General features: G+C 69.3%; 15 protein-coding genes. 7 read left to right on the top strand and 8 right to left on the bottom strand.

Annotated elements, in window-relative coordinates; translation table 11 throughout:
- Window positions 1-67: 67 nt before the first annotated feature.
- Both ACWEVR_RS09400 and ACWEVR_RS09395 read right to left on the bottom strand, forming a co-directional pair.
- Window positions 68-1120, bottom strand: coding sequence for a fused (3R)-hydroxyacyl-ACP dehydratase subunits HadA/HadB (locus tag ACWEVR_RS09400; protein ID WP_452466487.1), 1053 nt, complete (start codon window positions 1118-1120; stop codon window positions 68-70).
- 96 nt (window positions 1121-1216) lie between these two features.
- Window positions 1217-1723, bottom strand: a complete 507-nt coding sequence (locus ACWEVR_RS09395) for an Rv0361 family membrane protein (protein WP_452466486.1) — start codon at window positions 1721-1723, stop codon at window positions 1217-1219.
- 1752 nt (window positions 1724-3475) lie between these two features.
- Between ACWEVR_RS09395 and ACWEVR_RS09390 the strand changes: the two genes are divergently transcribed.
- The 3 genes from ACWEVR_RS09390 (at window position 3476) to ACWEVR_RS09380 (ending at window position 6224) form a co-directional block, all read left to right on the top strand.
- Complete coding sequence (locus tag ACWEVR_RS09390; RefSeq protein ID WP_452466485.1) at window positions 3476-3760, top strand: hypothetical protein; 285 nt, start codon at window positions 3476-3478, stop codon at window positions 3758-3760.
- A gap of 852 nt (window positions 3761-4612) precedes the next feature.
- Window positions 4613-5047, top strand: coding sequence for a DUF3151 domain-containing protein (locus ACWEVR_RS09385; protein ID WP_067642176.1), 435 nt, complete (start codon window positions 4613-4615; stop codon window positions 5045-5047).
- Between the two features lie 67 nt (window positions 5048-5114).
- On the top strand, window positions 5115-6224 hold the full coding sequence (locus ACWEVR_RS09380; protein ID WP_243749823.1) for an FUSC family protein: 1110 nt from the start codon (window positions 5115-5117) through the stop codon (window positions 6222-6224).
- An 11-nt stretch (window positions 6225-6235) separates the two neighbouring features.
- Here ACWEVR_RS09380 and ACWEVR_RS09375 read toward each other — a convergent pair whose 3' ends face one another.
- Both ACWEVR_RS09375 and ACWEVR_RS09370 read right to left on the bottom strand, forming a co-directional pair.
- On the bottom strand, window positions 6236-7012 hold the full coding sequence (locus tag ACWEVR_RS09375) for a site-2 protease family protein (RefSeq protein WP_357150378.1): 777 nt from the start codon (window positions 7010-7012) through the stop codon (window positions 6236-6238).
- Window positions 7009-7668, bottom strand: coding sequence for a hypothetical protein (locus tag ACWEVR_RS09370; RefSeq protein WP_452466484.1), 660 nt, complete (start codon window positions 7666-7668; stop codon window positions 7009-7011). Before ACWEVR_RS09370 ends, ACWEVR_RS09375 begins: the two co-directional genes overlap by 4 nt.
- A gap of 230 nt (window positions 7669-7898) precedes the next feature.
- Here ACWEVR_RS09370 and ACWEVR_RS09365 point away from each other — a divergent pair, with 230 nt between their 5' ends.
- From ACWEVR_RS09365 to ACWEVR_RS09355, 3 genes are all read left to right on the top strand, one after another.
- Window positions 7899-9188 (top strand): adenylosuccinate synthase, encoded by a 1290-nt coding sequence (locus ACWEVR_RS09365; protein ID WP_067484365.1) that lies wholly within the window; start codon window positions 7899-7901, stop codon window positions 9186-9188.
- Between the two features lie 218 nt (window positions 9189-9406).
- Complete coding sequence (locus tag ACWEVR_RS09360; RefSeq protein ID WP_452466483.1) at window positions 9407-10249, top strand: hypothetical protein; 843 nt, start codon at window positions 9407-9409, stop codon at window positions 10247-10249.
- Window positions 10250-10609: 360 nt separating this feature from the next.
- Window positions 10610-10903, top strand: coding sequence for a hypothetical protein (locus tag ACWEVR_RS09355; protein ID WP_452466482.1), 294 nt, complete (start codon window positions 10610-10612; stop codon window positions 10901-10903).
- Window positions 10904-10950: 47 nt separating this feature from the next.
- Here the strand turns inward: ACWEVR_RS09355 and ACWEVR_RS09350 are convergent, their stop codons facing one another.
- The 3 genes from ACWEVR_RS09350 to ACWEVR_RS09340 all read right to left on the bottom strand — a co-directional run bounded on the left by ACWEVR_RS09350 (window position 10951) and on the right by ACWEVR_RS09340 (window position 12749).
- Window positions 10951-11769 carry an alpha/beta fold hydrolase gene (locus tag ACWEVR_RS09350; protein WP_452466481.1) on the bottom strand — a complete coding sequence of 273 codons (819 nt, stop codon included), beginning with the start codon at window positions 11767-11769 and terminating at the stop codon, window positions 10951-10953.
- 106 nt (window positions 11770-11875) lie between these two features.
- Window positions 11876-12448, bottom strand: coding sequence for a methylated-DNA--[protein]-cysteine S-methyltransferase (locus ACWEVR_RS09345; RefSeq protein WP_452466480.1), 573 nt, complete (start codon window positions 12446-12448; stop codon window positions 11876-11878).
- A gap of 49 nt (window positions 12449-12497) precedes the next feature.
- The gene (locus ACWEVR_RS09340) at window positions 12498-12749 is read right to left on the bottom strand and encodes a hypothetical protein (RefSeq protein WP_452466479.1); all 252 of its coding nucleotides are present in this window, start codon (window positions 12747-12749) and stop codon (window positions 12498-12500) included.
- 61 nt (window positions 12750-12810) lie between these two features.
- Between ACWEVR_RS09340 and yczR the strand changes: the two genes are divergently transcribed.
- Window positions 12811-14307, top strand: coding sequence for a MocR-like transcription factor YczR (gene yczR / locus ACWEVR_RS09335; protein ID WP_067642068.1), 1497 nt, complete (start codon window positions 12811-12813; stop codon window positions 14305-14307).
- Here the strand turns inward: yczR and ACWEVR_RS09330 are convergent.
- On the bottom strand, window positions 14301-15389 hold the full coding sequence (locus tag ACWEVR_RS09330; protein ID WP_452466478.1) for a CaiB/BaiF CoA transferase family protein: 1089 nt from the start codon (window positions 15387-15389) through the stop codon (window positions 14301-14303). The two genes, yczR and ACWEVR_RS09330, sit on opposite strands and share 7 nt — an antisense overlap.
- Window positions 15390-15465 lie beyond the last annotated feature (76 nt).

Raw genomic sequence — 15465 nt, 5'->3', positions numbered from 1 at the left:
TGCGGGACGACAACACGCAGGTAAGCGACATGTGACACCGCGTATCAGCTAGGCGGTGCGGCTTCGGTCAGGTCAGGCGGATCTCCGCGGCGGCGCGGCCGAAGAGCTTGCGGCCCTCCGAGGTTCCGCTCAGCAGCACAGTGGCCGCACGGCGGTCGGTGTCGACCGACTTGATCTTGCCGGAGAACTGGATCTCGCCCGCCGCGGTCGGTGGGACCGGGACGAAACCGGAGAAACGCACGGCCAGCTTCTCGATAGCGGTCGGGTCGCCGAGCCAGTCCGTGAGGTACTGGGCGGCCAGGCCCATGGTGAGTAGGCCGTGGGCGACGACGGTCGGCAGGCCGGCCAGTTCGGCGGCGCGGTCGCTGAAGTGGATGGGGTTCGGGTCGCCCGAGACGCCCGCGTAGTTGGCGAGGTCGCCACGGGTGACGCGCGCGGTGGCGACCGGCAGCTCCATACCCTTGGTCAGCGATTCGAACGCCGGGCCGGTGTGCACGGGAACGAACTCGCGCGGCGGCACGGTGGGGGCGGGGCCGGTGCGGCGGATCAGCAGGTCGTCGGCGATGCCGGTGTCGCCGGGACGCGGGTGCATGCTGATGTTCTCGACGGCCTCGACGATATTGGGGTCGACCTCCACGCCGCGGCGCGCGACGATGGTCGTCGTTCCCTGTACCGCCACCTCGTCGTGCTGGTTCACCAGCTTGAACCCGACATTGACGAAGTCGTTGTCGGCGAACTGGCGGATCGACTCGATCTCGATCTCCGTGCGGATCCGGTCGCCTGCCAGCATCGGGTGGAAGATCTCGAAGACCTGGTCGGTCTGCAGCACCTGCGACAGGTCGTACTCGGTGAGTACGCCGTCGAGCAGGGCGCGGGTGGCGCTCATCCCGATCACCGAGGCGAAGGTCGGCGGTGCGATCACCGCGTCGTAGCCGAGCTTGCGGGCGTCGACCTCGTTCTGGTGCGCGAGGTGCGTGTTCTGCACCGCCCGGGCGAACTCGCGGATCTTCTCGCGCCCCACCTCGTAGTGATCGCGGAATCCGAAGCGCTGGCCCACCAGCGCCGCCTCCGGGACCACAGCATCGATGTCCGGCTGCGACGTTGTGTGTTCCGTGCTCATGATCCGAAAAATGATACTGGGTGCACAGTGCCCGATACCAGTTATGTGTGACCCGTCATAGCACCTCTGACCGGCGCTACGACGGGTCACACAGGTTCAGGGAGCCGCCGTGGGGTCGCACACCTTCCAGCCGCCGTCGGTCTTCTGCAGGTCGAAGGTGCGTGCGGTGCGCTTGGACTCCGCCGCCGTGTACACCGTGGCCTCGGCCAGCGCCGTGTCGTCGGTGATCCGCACCGCGTCCACGCTGTCGACCACCGGAATGGAGCCCTGCTCGGTCGAGAGCTGATGCACGCCCTGGAACTGTTCGGTACTGATGCCCTGGTAGAAGTCGTGCAGTTGTCCGCAGGTGGTGGACCGCAGGGTTTCGAGATCGCCCTCGCGCAGTGCGTCGGTGTACTCACCGATCACCGCCCGCACCTGCCCCTCCGGCGAATTGTCACCCGTCGTCATCAACACGAAGCCCACGATCAACGCGATGACGAGCACCACCGCACCCGCCGCCGCCAACACCAACCGCTTCGACCGACCCGCCCCGGCGGCCTTCGCCTGCTGCTGCGGTGCGGCCCCTTGCTGACCCGGCTCGATCCGCTGCGGAGGTGCCACCTGCCGCTGCCCGTCCGCCAGGTGATGCGCGGGCCGCGTCGGCTGGATATCAGCGGGAGAAGGAGCCCCTGGCCCTTGGCCACGACCAATACCGGCTCCTTGCGCACCATGCTGAGCCGACGGGCGCGTCTCCTCGACCCCTGGTCCTTGCGGCCCGCGAGGAGCTCCTGGCCCTTGCTGACCCTGGGGTGCGGACGGGCGGGTCTCCTCGCTCCCTGGTCCTTGCGGTCCGCGAGGAGCTCCTGGCCCTTGCTGACCCTGGGGTGCGGACGGGCGGGTCTCCTCGACCCCAGGTTTTTGCAGTCCGCGCGGAACGCCCGGACCTCGAGGTGCCGATGGCCGTGCGTCTTCGGCCCGTGGTCCTTGCGGCCCGCGAGACGCTCCCGGTCCTTGCGGTCCGCGCGGCCCTTGGAATGCGGATGGCCGTGTGTCTTCGACGCGGGCTCCCTGCGGTCCGTGGGGAGCGCCCGGCCCCTGGGGCCCTTGGGGCGCGGACGGTCGTGTGTCTTCGACGCCGGCTCCCTGCGGCCCGCGGGGAGCGCCTGGCCCCTGGGGCCCTTGGGGCGCGGACGGTCGTGTGTCTTCGGCGCCGCCTCCCTGCGGCCCGCGGGGAGCGCCCGGCGCCTGGGGTCCTTGCGGTGCGGAGGGTCGTCTGTCTTCGGCCCCTGCCCCACGACCACCCTGCGGTCCCGACGGGCGCGCGTCCTCGACACCGGGCCCCTGCGCTCCCTGCTGCCCTGCCTGCCTCGGCCCCGCAGGACCCCGCGGCGTACTGGGCGGCGGCGTCACAGCCCGCCCGCCGACGACCCGATCCGTCCCCCGCTGCACCGGAAAAGTGGTGGTAGGCGCATCCGCGGGATTGACCACCCGCATAGCGACGGTCTGATCCTCCGACCCGGATTCGCCCGTGCCGGAAGAACTCTCGCTCTTCTTCGACAACCCGCCGGCCGCAGCAGCAGCCCCAGCTCCAGCCGCAGTGGCCGCAGCCCCACCCGCACCGCCGAGAGCTTTATCGGTGCTCCCACCCGTCTGGTCCTGCGCTTGGGAATCCCCACGCTGCTGCCCGGAACTCGTGGAGAACTTCTCCGTCACATCCGAGCCCTGCGAATCACCCTCACGCCCAGCGGATTCAGAGCCAACAGGCCGAAGCTGACCCGCATCGTTGCTGCCACGCGACTCTTCTCGCGCACCACGGGCGTCGGGTGCTCCAGCCCGCTCGATGTCGCGTGCAGTCTGCTCCCTGCGCGAATCATCTTGTGCCGCTGGAGTATCCGCGTCTACGGTCCGTTCGGCCGCATTTGGACCCTGCTCGCCACGCTGCTCATCAACCCCCGAGTGATCAACGCGCTCCGCGTCGCCTCGGCTCCCCGCCGAAACGCCGCTGTTTGCCGCGGAAGCGTCACGGTTGGTGGACGCGCCGGAGGATTCGATCGGATCGCTTGTGCCGGGTGCGGATCCACGCGCGTCAGTGGGCGCACCCTGCTGCCCGGCGGTGGGACGATCACCCGGCTCCATCCCGACGGTCGGCACATCTGCCGCACCCTGCTCGCCTCGATCGGCTGACGTCGACGGTCCGCGTCCGGGGATCCGCATCGCGGTAGTCGGCGCATCGGCCCCACCTAGGCCTGCGGAATCAGGCCGTACCGGCGAATCGCTTTCGCCGCCAGTCGATTCCCCGGGAAGACCCTTCGACAACCCGGCCAGCGGCGAACCGCCCGCGGCGGAGCCCTGCTCTGCGCTCGGCTCGCGTCCTTGCCCGGCGGCCGTACCCTGTCCACTCTCACGTCCGGCGGCCGCACCCGGCGCATTCGCCGACCGGTCACCACGCTGCTGCGATCCGGCTCCACGCTCCGCACCGCCCACACCACTGCCGCCGCGAGTATCGCCCTCGCCGCCACCGGGGTGGCCACCCTGGCCAGGCCGATTCGCTGGTGCCCCAGCCGCAGAGCTCTGCTGACTCTCGACAACGCCTCCGGGACGACCTCGACCGCCTGCCTGTTCACCCGAAGGACGCTGTGCGGCAGGCCCGTTCGTTGACCGCGCGACCGGCGCCGCACGCCCTGGCCCCTGCTGCGGGCCGGGCCGACCCCCTTGGGGTGCGCCAGAAGCGTTGGGCCCGTTCGGCCCTGGTGCGTTCCCCGGTCGCCCGCCCGCAGCCCTGGGGTCACCGGACCCCGGTGCGCCCGATCGATCGTTCGGGGGCCCACTCGCTGGTCGCCCGACCGATCCAGCTCCGGGCCCGTCCACGGGACGCCCAGCCGCCCCGGACGCGCTTCCCGGACCGTTCGCCCCTGGAGCGCTACCGGGACCGTTGGCCCCCGGCGCATCGACCGGCCGCCCGGCAGCGCCGGGGTTGTTCGGACCACGGCCCGCCGCGTTGCCCGCTCCCGGCGGCATCGGATTCCCACCCTGGGGAGGACGATTTCCCGGACCGGCGGGACGCTGAGAACCGGGCCCCTGCGGACCACCCACCCGCGGCCCGGCCGGGCCCTGCGGCGCACCAGGCCCACCGGCAGGTCGGAACCCGGGTCCGTAAGAACGTCCCGCACCCTGATCGCCCGGCAGCTCACTACGCCGGATGACAACAGTCTCCGAGGTCCCGGCGGTCGCCCGCTCCGGCTCGGTCACCGCGTGCGGCACCGATTTCGGCGCTTCGGAACCCTGGCGGGTCGACTCGTCGGGCGACGGGTCGGCGTCATGGTGTGTCCCGGCCGCACCGGGACCACGGTCCTCGGCTGCTGGGTTGTTCTCGTCGGTCGGGTCGGACACCTAGTACCCCTCGCTCAGGCTCGAACGTTGAACTCCCGCCCAGCCTAATGTGCGGCGCGCGGGGGAGTTCGTCGATCACCCGTGGCGGGGTGGGTGGGCGTGGCGGTGCACAATGAACCCATGACCTCCTTCGGTGACCTGCTCGGACCGCAGCCGGTCCTCCTCCCTGAACTGATCGACGCCGAAGACGCCATCGCGGCGGGTACCGACCCCGTGAAGGTCGCCGCCGATCATCCGGCCGCGTCGATCGCCTGGGCCCAGCTCGCCGAGGCGGCGCTCGAGCGCAGCAACGGCGAGGTCGATCACGACACCGTCGCCGCCTACGCCTTCGCCCGCACCGGCTACCACCGCGGCCTCGACCTGCTGCGCCGCAACGGCTGGAAGGGTTTCGGCCCGGTGCCGTGGTCGCACGAACCCAACCAGGGCTTCCTGCGCAGCGTCGGCGCGCTGGCCAGGGCCGCGCAGGTGATCGGTGAGACCGAGGAATACGCCCGCTGCCTCGACCTGCTCGAGGACTGCGACCCCAACGCCGCCACCGAACTCGGTCTCGACTAGCCGTTCGCAGGTGAGCGAGCACAGGCCGTTCGTCGAGGTCGCTACGCCCGTCGTAGCGGCCGCGAAGGTGAGTACGGTCGGCCGGTTCCGGCAATCGGTCGAGCGGTTGCGGTTGTCGGCGATCCCGATCATCCAGTGCGCGCTGGGGGCCGCGCTGGCCTGGTTCATCGCCCACGACGTGATCGGCCATATCGAGCCGTTCTTCGCCCCGACCGCGGCCGTGGTGTCGATCGGCATCTCCTTCGGCGCGCGCATCCGCCGCTCGGTGGAGCTGGTCGTCGGTGTCGCGGTCGGCATCGGTATCGGTGACCTGTTCATCGCCCAGGTGGGCACCGGTGTGTGGCAGGTGGCGCTGGTCGTCGGCGGTGCGATGGCGGTGTCGGTGTTCCTCGACTCCGGGGCCATCATGACGATTCAGGCGGCGGGTTCGGCCGTGCTCGTGTCCACGTTGAACCAGGCTCCGGGCGCGGGTCCGTCCCGCATGATCGACGCGCTCGTCGGTGGCCTCGTCGGGGTGTTGATGGTGGCCGCGATCCCGCTGCATCCGGTTCGTCGCGCGCGTGAGCACGCCGCACAGGTGCTGGACGTGATGAGCAAATCCATGACCGAGTGCGCCGACGGTCTGCTCGAGCAGAGTGCGGACAAGGTGCACGACGCGCTCACCGCCGTGCGCGCCACCCAGAGCCAGATCGACGGACTCCGCTCCGCGCTCGAGGGTGGTCGCGAGGTGAGCCGCATCTCCCCGCTGTACTGGAACTCGCGAAAACGCCTCGCCCGCATCCGGGCCACCGCCGACCCGCTCGACAACGCCGTGCGCAACACCCGTGTGCTGCTGCGCCGTTCGCTCACCCTCGTCCGCGACGACGAGGTGCTCGATCCGCGCCTGATCGACCTGCTCCGCCAGCTCGGCGGCGCCACCGACGTGGTGCGCAAGATGATGCTCGCCGACCCGGGCGAGCAACCCGATCAGGCCGAGGCGGCCCGCTGCCTGCGCAGCGTCGCCAAGAACGCGCGCCCGGAACTCGTTGTGGGCGCGGGTCTTTCAGCGCATGTGGTGTTCGCCCAGATCCGTTCGATCGTGGTCGACTTGATGGTGGTGTGTGGAATGCAACGCATCTCCGCGATCGCACTGCTCCCGCCCACCGTGCCGAATCCGTATGTGCCGCCGGAGGACTGACCTAGGCGCTGTCAGTACCAGAAGCGCGTCAACCGGCTGCCGTTGCCCGCCCAATACTGCGGGATGCCGGAAACATCGAACAGTAAGTACACGGCCTCGAAGAACACCCGGCTGAGCGGGGTGAAAAAGATGACGGCGAAAAGGATCAACATGCCGTACGGCTTGAACTGGTCGAGCGAGCGCCGCGTCTGGTAGCTCAGCGACGGCTCGATGATCCCGTACCCGTCGAGGCCCGGCACCGGAAGAATGTTCAGCAGAAACGCTGTGAGCTGCAGGAACGCCAGGAAACTCAGTCCGAACCAGAACGCGGCGTGTTCGGTGGCCGAGCCCATCGCACGGATCACGATCAGCAGCACGATCGCGCACAGCAGATTCGAGAACGGGCCGACCGCGCTCACCAAACGCTGTATGCCCGAACGGAATCGGGTGGTGTCCAGATACACCGCACCACCCGGCAGACCGATTCCGCCCAGCGCGATGAACAGCAGCGGTAAGACGATCGACAACACCGGATGGCTGTATTTCAGCGGATTCAGCGTGAGATAACCACGCGCCTCCACATCGTGATCACCGGCCCGCCACGCCACATAAGCGTGCGCGAATTCGTGCAGGCACAAACTCACGATCCAGCCGAACACCACAAGCACGAACACGCCGACCTTGGCGCGCACCGAGGACACGTCGGCGTCCCACGCCAGCGCGCCACCGAGCACGGTGACGGCCACGATCAGCAGAAAGACCGGACTCGGGCGCACCGCGCCGCGTGTGCTCGGAAAGGAGTAACTCATCGCACCAGCAGCCAGGGTTGTTCGAAGCGGTAGAAGGTCGAGCGGGGGACGGTGCGTTCGGTGGTGATCCCGTCGCGCATCACGATCGCACCGGGTGTACCGAGCTGCGCGGCGCGTCCGGCGACCCAGCGGCGCTTGCGTAGCCCCTTGCGCACCCGCGCCCGCACGCCTGGCATCGCCATCGTCGGGGAGATCAGCATCGTCTTCACGGTCCCGGTGAACAGCAAGGTGTCGTCGACATAGGCCTCGCCCTCGAGCCCGGCGCCCTCGACGCCGGTGATGCACGCCCGGCCGACCAACACCGTGCCGGTGTCGTCACGGATCAGCGGTGTCTCGACGGCCCGGCCTTCCAGCGCGGTCTTGGCGGCCGCGTTGCCGGTGCCGGTCTGATAGACCCGCGAGGCATAGGTGGTCTCGACCGGCACGTAGCCGATCTCCACGTGCAGCCGTTCGGTGCGCATCAGATGGGTGAGCACGGATGCCAGGCCCGCGTCGTCGCCCAGCACGATCAGGCGGGGCAGGCTGTCGGCGGCCAGCACCGGCAGCAACTCGTCGATCACCCCGACATCGGGTAACCGCTCGGTCTGCGTGGTGGGGAGTGAGGCGAGAGCGATCGGGACCGGCAGGTCACCACATCGGAGAACGTGGGTACTCAAACTGCGGTACACCCTCCTCGGTCGGGTCGACGGTGTGTCGCCCATGAGCGCGGCAATCCCCCTGCCGGCAAGTAACCGTAACCGATGATGGCACGCCCGCCGGGCGCGGGTCGGGGCGCTGGACAGGGCACGCGAGTGCCGTCGGCTAGACTGTGTCTCCGGCCACCGCCTCAGTACGGCAGGTAGCTGCAGTACAAGCGTGCTGCTGTCGATCTGTAGGAGACTCCGAAATGCCGGCTATCGTCCTCATCGGCGCCCAGTGGGGCGACGAGGGTAAGGGCAAAGCTACCGATCTGCTCGGTGAGCGGTTGCAGTGGGTAGTCCGTTATCAGGGCGGCAACAACGCCGGTCATACGGTGGTGCTCCCCAACGGTGACAAGTTCGCGCTGCACCTGATCCCGTCCGGCATTCTCACCCCCGGTGTGAAGAACGTCATCGGCAACGGCGTCGTCGTCGATCCGGGTGTGCTGCTCGAGGAACTCGCCGGGCTCGAGGAGCGCGGTGTCGACACCTCCGGCCTGCTGCTCTCGGCCGACGCGCACCTGATCATGCCGTACCACGTGGCCATCGATAAGGTCACCGAACGCTTCCTCGGCAACCGCAAGATCGGCACCACCGGTCGCGGTATCGGCCCCTGCTACCAGGACAAGGTCGCCCGCGTCGGCGTGCGCGTCGCGGATGTGCTCGACGAGAAGATCCTCACCCAGAAGGTCGAGGCCGCACTGGAATTCAAGAACCAGGTGCTGGTGAAGATCTACAACCGCCGCGCGCTGGACCCGCAGCAGGTGGTGGACGAGGTGCTCGCGCAGGCCGAGTCGTTCAAGCACCGCATCTCCGACACCCGCCTCGAGCTGAACCTCGCGCTCGAGCGGGGCGAGACGGTGCTGTTGGAAGGCTCGCAGGGCACCCTGCTCGACGTCGACCACGGCACCTACCCGTTCGTCACCTCTTCGAACCCGACCGCGGGCGGTGCCGCGGTGGGTTCGGGCATCGGCCCGAACAAGATCGACACGGTGCTCGGCATCCTCAAGTGCTACACCACCCGGGTCGGCTCGGGCCCCTTCCCGACCGAACTGTTCGACAACTTCGGTGAGTTCCTCGCCAAGAACGGCGGCGAGGTGGGTGTCACCACCGGTCGCGCTCGCCGCTGCGGTTGGTTCGACGCGGTGATCAGCCGGTACGCCACCCGGGTCAACGGCGTCACCGACTACTTCCTCACCAAGCTGGACGTGCTGTCCGGGCTGGACACGGTGCCGATCTGCGTGGCGTACGAGATCGACGGCGAGCGGGTCGAGCAGATGCCGACCACGCAGACCGAGTTCCACCACGCCAAGCCGATCTACGAAGAGATGCCGGGTTGGTGGGAGGACATCTCCGCGGCCCGCACGTTCGAGGATCTGCCCGCGAACGCTCAGGCGTATGTGCTTCGGCTGGAAGAGCTTTCGGGTGCTCGGATTTCGTGCATCGGTGTGGGGCCGGGCCGCGATCAGACGATCGTTCGGCACGACGTGCTGGCGTAGTCCTGCCGTCGAGCCCGGCGTCGCAGCAGCGGCGCCGGGCTTTGTCGTCTCCACCGCCGACACGCTCGGACTATGCGGACACGCTATCGATTTGAGCATCCATCTGGCTAACGCTATGGTCGCTGCGGCGCGCGGGGACGTGCCGGTTTCTTCTAGCGTGTGAGTGGGTGTTCGACGTGGTCCGTCGGTGTGCTGGTGTGTGGGGATCGACGGGGCGGATGAGCGCTCGGGCGGTCGCGGGAGTGTTGCCGATGGCGGTCGCGGTGGCCTGTGCGGGTGTCGCGCTCGCTGTGCCGCAGCCGGGTGTGACCGATGAGGTGCCGGAGCAGCCGGGAGTGAACATGCCGGGCGAGGATGGGCGTTCCAGTCTCGGGGATTTCGAGGGACCTGATTCGCTGGCCTATCTGGCGCCCGAACCGCAGGAAACGCGCCCGGTGCCCGAATACACCACCCCTGCGCCGCCCGTCGTGATCGAGGAACTGCACCTTCCTGAACCGGTCGAGCCCGTCGCCCCGATCGCCCCGCCGCCGCGCACTCTGCGCGTGGGTGACTTCACCGCCCCGGCTCCGGACGAACTTCCGGCCGAGATCCTCGATGGTGTGAACACCACCGCCGCCGATGTCGAAGCGGCCATCGCCAACCAGGGCCGCTCCATCGGCATCAACCCGAGCCGCTCCGACAAGATCGCCGCCGCGACCGTCGGCGGTGCCCTCGCCGGTGCCGCCCTCGCCGGTGTCCCGGCGGCCGCCGTCGGCGCGGTCGGCGGCGGACTCGCGGGTGCCGCTGTCGGTGCGGGCGCCGGCTTCGTGGTCGGCGCTGTCACCACCGGCACCGCGGGCGCGATCATCGCCGCCGCGTCGGCGGTCCCCACCGGAGGTATCGGCGCCGTGGTCGCGCTCGGCACGGCTGCTGCCGCCACCGCCGCGTCCACCGGTGCGGGCGCAGCGATCGGGGCGGGCGTCGGCGCGGCCGCGGGCGCCGCAGTTCTCGGCATTCCCGCCGCGGCCGCCGGTGCGGTCGCAGGCGGCATCGCAGGCAGCAGCTACGGTGCCACCATCTGACGCACCATTGGCCCACGCCGGCCGTTGGGCACGGAAGGCCGAAGTGCGGTCGGCGTCCTTCGCAGCGGATACGGCGCCACCACCTGACCTCCAGCGCCGCTCGTCGTGATCTTCTACAGCGAACACCGCGTACCGGCTCAGCAACCGCGTCGCGACCTGGACAGTCGATCACTACGCTCTGGTGGCGGCATCGCCCGAGAGCGGAACGCCACCAGAACGTGGTGATGAACCGTCCGAGTTCAGGCCGGCGGCGCCTGCTGTGGGTCGGCGGAGAACTGTCAGGTCTCCGTTCTCCGGCGCACCTGTGGTGCTCGCCGCCGGCGGGAGTAGCGTCGGGAATGGTTCGGATGGAGGTGGCTGATGGTGCGCACAATGATGGTGGCGGGGGCGCTCGCGGTGGGTGTGCTCACCGGGTGTTCGACGCCTGAGGCGCCAGCACCGGCGCCGAGCGCGTCACCGGTGCTGTCCACCACCGCGCTGCCACCTGCCGAGACCCTCGCCCCGTCCCAGCAGCGCAACGAGCGCATCCGGGGGATGCTGTACACAGCCGGGTGCGTCAGCAACGCCTGCGTACAGACCTACTTCGCCTGCATGGACGGCTACCTCGCCGGTGATCCCTGTCAGTTCTTCCGCGACCATCCGCCGCCACCCTGACGCGCGGGGTGGCGGCGATGTCGGCTACCGGCAACGAGAGCGGTTGATCACCTTGCGCGCGTGAGGAATTCGCCGATGGCGGGGGCGAGGATGGAGATCTTCGGGTTGTGGCTCACACCGGGGAGTTCGGCGAACTCGGCGTTCGGCACCACCTCGGCGGCGGCCTTCGCGCCTTTGGTGAGCAGGGGTGCGGTGCGTTCGCCCGCGAGGACGAGGACCGGAACGGAGATGCCGCTCCATTCGGCCGCGTCGAGCTTTTGCCCGCGCATATAGGGCTTCATCACGGCCCAGTCGTGCGCCGTCGAATTCGACGTGGCCGCAAGCTGTTTCCAGAACGGCGTCACCCGCATCACGGCGACCATCAGCGCGGGCATCCCCATCGCCTTGGTCATGTAGTAGCGAACCGTCTTGTCGCGCTTACCTTCCGCGATCAGCGGATGCAGCTTCGTTTCCAGATCCTTCGGCGGCACATGATGTTTCGCATCGACCACGAAGGGCGGTTCGAACGCGACCACCTCGGTGACGCCGGGGATCTCACGGGCCGCGAGCAGGGCAAGCGCCGCGCCCGACGACCACCCGAACAGCGCGGCCTTCCCACCCGCCGCCTCGACGAGCGCGGCGATGTCGGCGATCTCGTTGGCCACGTCGTACACACCGGGGGAGTCGGTGCTGTCACCGCGCCCGCGCCGGTCGTAGTTGAGCACGGTCAGGGCGTAGTCGTCGGCGAGAGTCTGCGCGAGCTCGGTCATGGTCTTGAACTTGCGGAAGCTGAAGGCCCCGCCGATCAGGATGACCGTCCCCGCGGTCCCGTCGCCGACCCGGTCGTAAGCGATCGTTGTGCCGTCGGCCGACGTGACTGTCTGCATGATGTTCCTCTCGATAGCTGACCACCGCAGTGCGACGGTACGCGACCCTGCGCGCCCGCCCTCCGGCTCCTCGGAACAGACGGTCCGGGCCGCCCCGATTCATCGCTCAGAACAGCATGGGTTCACCGAAGCCGGGTGTGCGCTCGATCTCGAGCAGGCGCGCCTTGGTGCCGATGCCGCCGGGTGCGGAGAATCCGTGCAGCGCGTGGTCGGCGGCGAGTACGCGATGGCAGGGGATGATGAGGGGGATCGGGTTGCGGCCGAGGGCTTGTCCGACGGCTTGGGCGGAGCCGGGTGCCCCGATCCGGATGGCGATGTCGCCGTAGCTGAGGGTGCGGCCCGGGTCGATCTCGCGGGTCACCGCGTAGACGGCGCGGTGGAATTCGGGCACGCCCGGCAGGTCCACCTCGATCCAGCGCAGCGCGTCGACCGTGCCGGCGAGGTGGGCCCGGATGCCGGCGATCGCCGCGACGATCGCGGGGCCGGGCTCGCCTTCGGCCACCGGTTGCCCGCCGAAAGGCCGGGTGATGTAGGCCAGCGTCTGCTCCTCGCTGGCCTCGGGCAGCGCGAACCGGACGACGGTGTCGTCGCGCCAGGCGATGGCACACAGCCCGATGGCGGTGTCGAAGAGGGCCGCGACCACGGTGCCGGTCCGTGTCGAGTCAGCTCCGGAACTCATGAGCACAGTGTGCGCCGCCCCGGTGACAGGTTTCGGCCCGACCCGCCGCTCACGCGGCGAGACGGCCACTATCGGGCTTCGAAACCAGTCCAGTTTCCGACGACTGGACTGGTTGGTCATGACCGCGGCTGCGAAGGGCTTCGAGATCGCGGTATTGGCGCTGTTCATCGTAGGTGCCGAAGGCTCGGTCATGGGGTGATTCCTGGAAGGGCCAGAACGGCAGTTCACCCTCTTTGGGGGCGAAATGATAGACGGCATAGCCCACGGCGAGGGCAACGGCGAGAGCGAGGAAGGTGGTCATATCCCAAGAATCCGCCCACTGGCCTTGTCAAAAAATAGCCACTCACGGAATACTGGACTTTATGGCGACAAGAGTGATCGGCGCGGCGGGCCTGGCCCGCGACCTCGGCCGGTGGCGTGACCCCGAGACCGACGGCGACGAGCGTCGCCCCCACCGGCCCGCCTACCTGGCGCTCGCCGAGGCCATCCGGCTGCTGATCCACGACGGCCGCGCCCCGCTCGGCGTCGCGCTGCCGAGCGAGCGTGATCTGGCGGCCACCCTCGGCGTCAGCCGCACCACCATCACCTCCACCTACTCGCTGCTGCGCGAGCACGGCTACCTCATCAGCCGTCAGGGTTCGCGCAGCACGGTCGCGTTGCCGCCGAGCATCCAGCACGACGGCGCCCGCCCGGCACGCGGCATCATGGCGCTGATGGCGCAGCCGGAGTTGCCCACCATCGACATGACCTACGCCGCCATGTCCGCACCGCCGGAACTGCACGACGCGTATTCGGTGGCACTGCAAGGCATTCCGGCCTACCTCGGCACCCACGGCATGGACCCGGTCGGTGTGCTCGCGCTGCGCGAGGCGCTGGCCCGCCGCTACACCGCGCGCGGCCTGCCCACCGAACCAGACCAGATCCTGGTGACTCTCGGTGCGCAACACGGACTTCGGCTGCTGCTCAATGTGCTCACCTCACCGGCCGCCCGCGTGCTGATCGACCACCCGTCGTATCCGAACGCGATCGAGGCGATCCGCGATGTCGGCGCGCGTCCCATCCCTGTGCCGCTGCGACCCGAATTCCCCAGTGCCGGTTGGGATCTGGAAGGGTTGCGGAGTACCGCCCGGCAGACGGCGGCCACCCTGGCCTACCTCGTGCCGGACTTCAACAACCCCACCGGCCTGCTGCTCGACGCCGACGGCCGCGCCGAACTGGCCGCCATCGCCCGCGACACCAGGATGACCATCGTCGTCGACGAGTCGATGCGCGACCTCAACCTCTCCGACGACGACATGCCGCCGCCCGTCGCGGCTTTCGCGAAGGGCTCGGAGATCATCACCATCGGCTCGGCGTCCAAATCGTTCTGGGGTGGTCTGCGCGTGGGCTGGGTGCGCACCAATCAGGCGCTCATCACCAAGCTGCTCGGCATCCGCGCCACCGTCGACCTGGGCACCCCGGTCATGGACCAGCTGGCCACCGTCCACCTGCTGGAGAACGCCGAACCCATCCTCGACCGGCGCCGCGCCCAGCTGCGCGCCCAGCGTGCCACCCTGCTCGCGGCCGTGGCCGAGGAGTTGCCCGACTGGCACATAGCGCCCGGCGCGGGTGGCATGTCGGTATGGGCGCAGCTGCCGAGTCCGGTGTCGACCGCACTGGCCGCCACCGCACCCAACCACGGTGTATTGCTCGCCGCCGGACCACGTTTCGGCGTGCAGGGCGCGTTCGAACGGTTCATCCGACTGCCGTTCACACACCCCGAAGCCGACCTGCGGCTGGCCGTGAAGTCGATCGCCGCCGCCTACACCGCGCTCACGCCGCGCGCCGCCGACCCACTCCAGCCGCTCACCTGCTACTGAGCCCAGACGTCCTCGATCGGCGTCGCCGCGCTCGGCGGCGGTGTCGGGGTGCCGCCCTGGGTGCGCGAGAACCGGGGCGCGGGCGCGTGCTGCACCACGTCCTCGATCTCGATCAGCCCTTCGCGGGCGCGGATGTGCTCGTTCTCGGTGGCCTCGGTGAAGGTGAGTACCGGCGTGGTGCAGGCGTCGGTGCCCTCGAAGATCGCGGTCCATTCGTCGCGCGTCTTGGTCTTGAACTTCTCGGTGAACAGCTTGCGCAGCTGCTCCTGGCCGTCCGGATCGAGCTGCTGCGGCAGACCCTCGGGGTCGATGCCGAGACCGGCGAGCAGCTGCTCGTAGAACTGCGGCTCGATCGCGCCGACTGCCATGTACTTGCCGTCGGCGGTTTCGTAGGTGTCGTAGAACGCCATCCCGGTGTCGAGCAGGTTCTCACCACGCTCGTCGGACCACAGGCCGACGCCGCGCATGCCCCACACGAAGTGCGAAAGGGCAAGGGCCCCATCGACCATCGCCGCGTCGATCACCTGTCCCTTGCCCGAGGTCGCACGCTCGACGAGCGCGGCGAGCACACCGGTCACCAGGAACATCGAACCGCCGCCGAAGTCGCCGACCATGTTCAGCGGCGGCACCGGCCGCTCACCCTTGCGCCCGATGGCGTTGAGCACACCGGTGAGCGAGATGTAGTTGATGTCGTGGCCCGCGCGATCGGCCATCGGACCGTACTGGCCCCATCCGGTCATCCGGCCGTAGATCAGGCGCGGGTTGCGCGCCAGCGCGTCGTCGGGGCCGAGGCCCATCCGCTCGGTGACGCCGGGCCGGAAGCCCTCGAGCAGCACGTCGGCCTTCTCGACCAGGTCGAGCACCTTGGCGACGTCCTCGGGCTTCTTGAGGTCGGCCTCGACGATGGTGCGGCCACGCCACTGCGGGCGCTCGAGGAAGCCGGGCAGCTGCCTGGGCCGCTGCACCCGCACCACGTCGGCGCCGAGATCGGCCAGTAGCAGGGCGGCGTGCGGGCCCGGGCCGATCCCGGCCAGCTCGATGACCTTGATGCCCGCGAGGGGGCCCTGACCGGTGGTGCTCACGTGGTGACCTCATTCGTCGTCGAACGGTATTGACAATCCGACAATAGCGCCGGGGTGGCGGCACCGGTAGACCATG

It is taken from the genome of Nocardia sp. NPDC003979, assembly GCF_053605015.1.
Note: the sequence above shows the minus strand (reverse complement) of the source record. Positions and strands in the feature narration are given on the sequence as shown.

What these genes read in the sequence shown, in the direction of transcription:
- ACWEVR_RS09360 (WP_452466483.1), top strand. Translation starts at nt 9,407, where the DNA reads ATGAGCGCTCGGGCGGTCGCGGGAGTGTTGCCGATGGCGGTCGCGGTG.
- ACWEVR_RS09375 (WP_357150378.1), bottom strand. Translation starts at nt 7,012, where the DNA reads ATGAGTTACTCCTTTCCGAGCACACGCGGCGCGGTGCGCCCGAGTCCG.
- ACWEVR_RS09345 (WP_452466480.1), bottom strand. Translation starts at nt 12,448, where the DNA reads ATGAGTTCCGGAGCTGACTCGACACGGACCGGCACCGTGGTCGCGGCC.
- ACWEVR_RS09355 (WP_452466482.1), top strand. Translation starts at nt 10,610, where the DNA reads ATGGTGCGCACAATGATGGTGGCGGGGGCGCTCGCGGTGGGTGTGCTC.
- ACWEVR_RS09400 (WP_452466487.1), bottom strand. Translation starts at nt 1,120, where the DNA reads ATGAGCACGGAACACACAACGTCGCAGCCGGACATCGATGCTGTGGTC.
- ACWEVR_RS09350 (WP_452466481.1), bottom strand. Translation starts at nt 11,769, where the DNA reads ATGCAGACAGTCACGTCGGCCGACGGCACAACGATCGCTTACGACCGG.
- ACWEVR_RS09365 (WP_067484365.1), top strand. Translation starts at nt 7,899, where the DNA reads ATGCCGGCTATCGTCCTCATCGGCGCCCAGTGGGGCGACGAGGGTAAG.
- yczR (WP_067642068.1), top strand. Translation starts at nt 12,811, where the DNA reads ATGGCGACAAGAGTGATCGGCGCGGCGGGCCTGGCCCGCGACCTCGGC.
- ACWEVR_RS09385 (WP_067642176.1), top strand. Translation starts at nt 4,613, where the DNA reads ATGACCTCCTTCGGTGACCTGCTCGGACCGCAGCCGGTCCTCCTCCCT.
- ACWEVR_RS09340 (WP_452466479.1), bottom strand. Translation starts at nt 12,749, where the DNA reads ATGACCACCTTCCTCGCTCTCGCCGTTGCCCTCGCCGTGGGCTATGCC.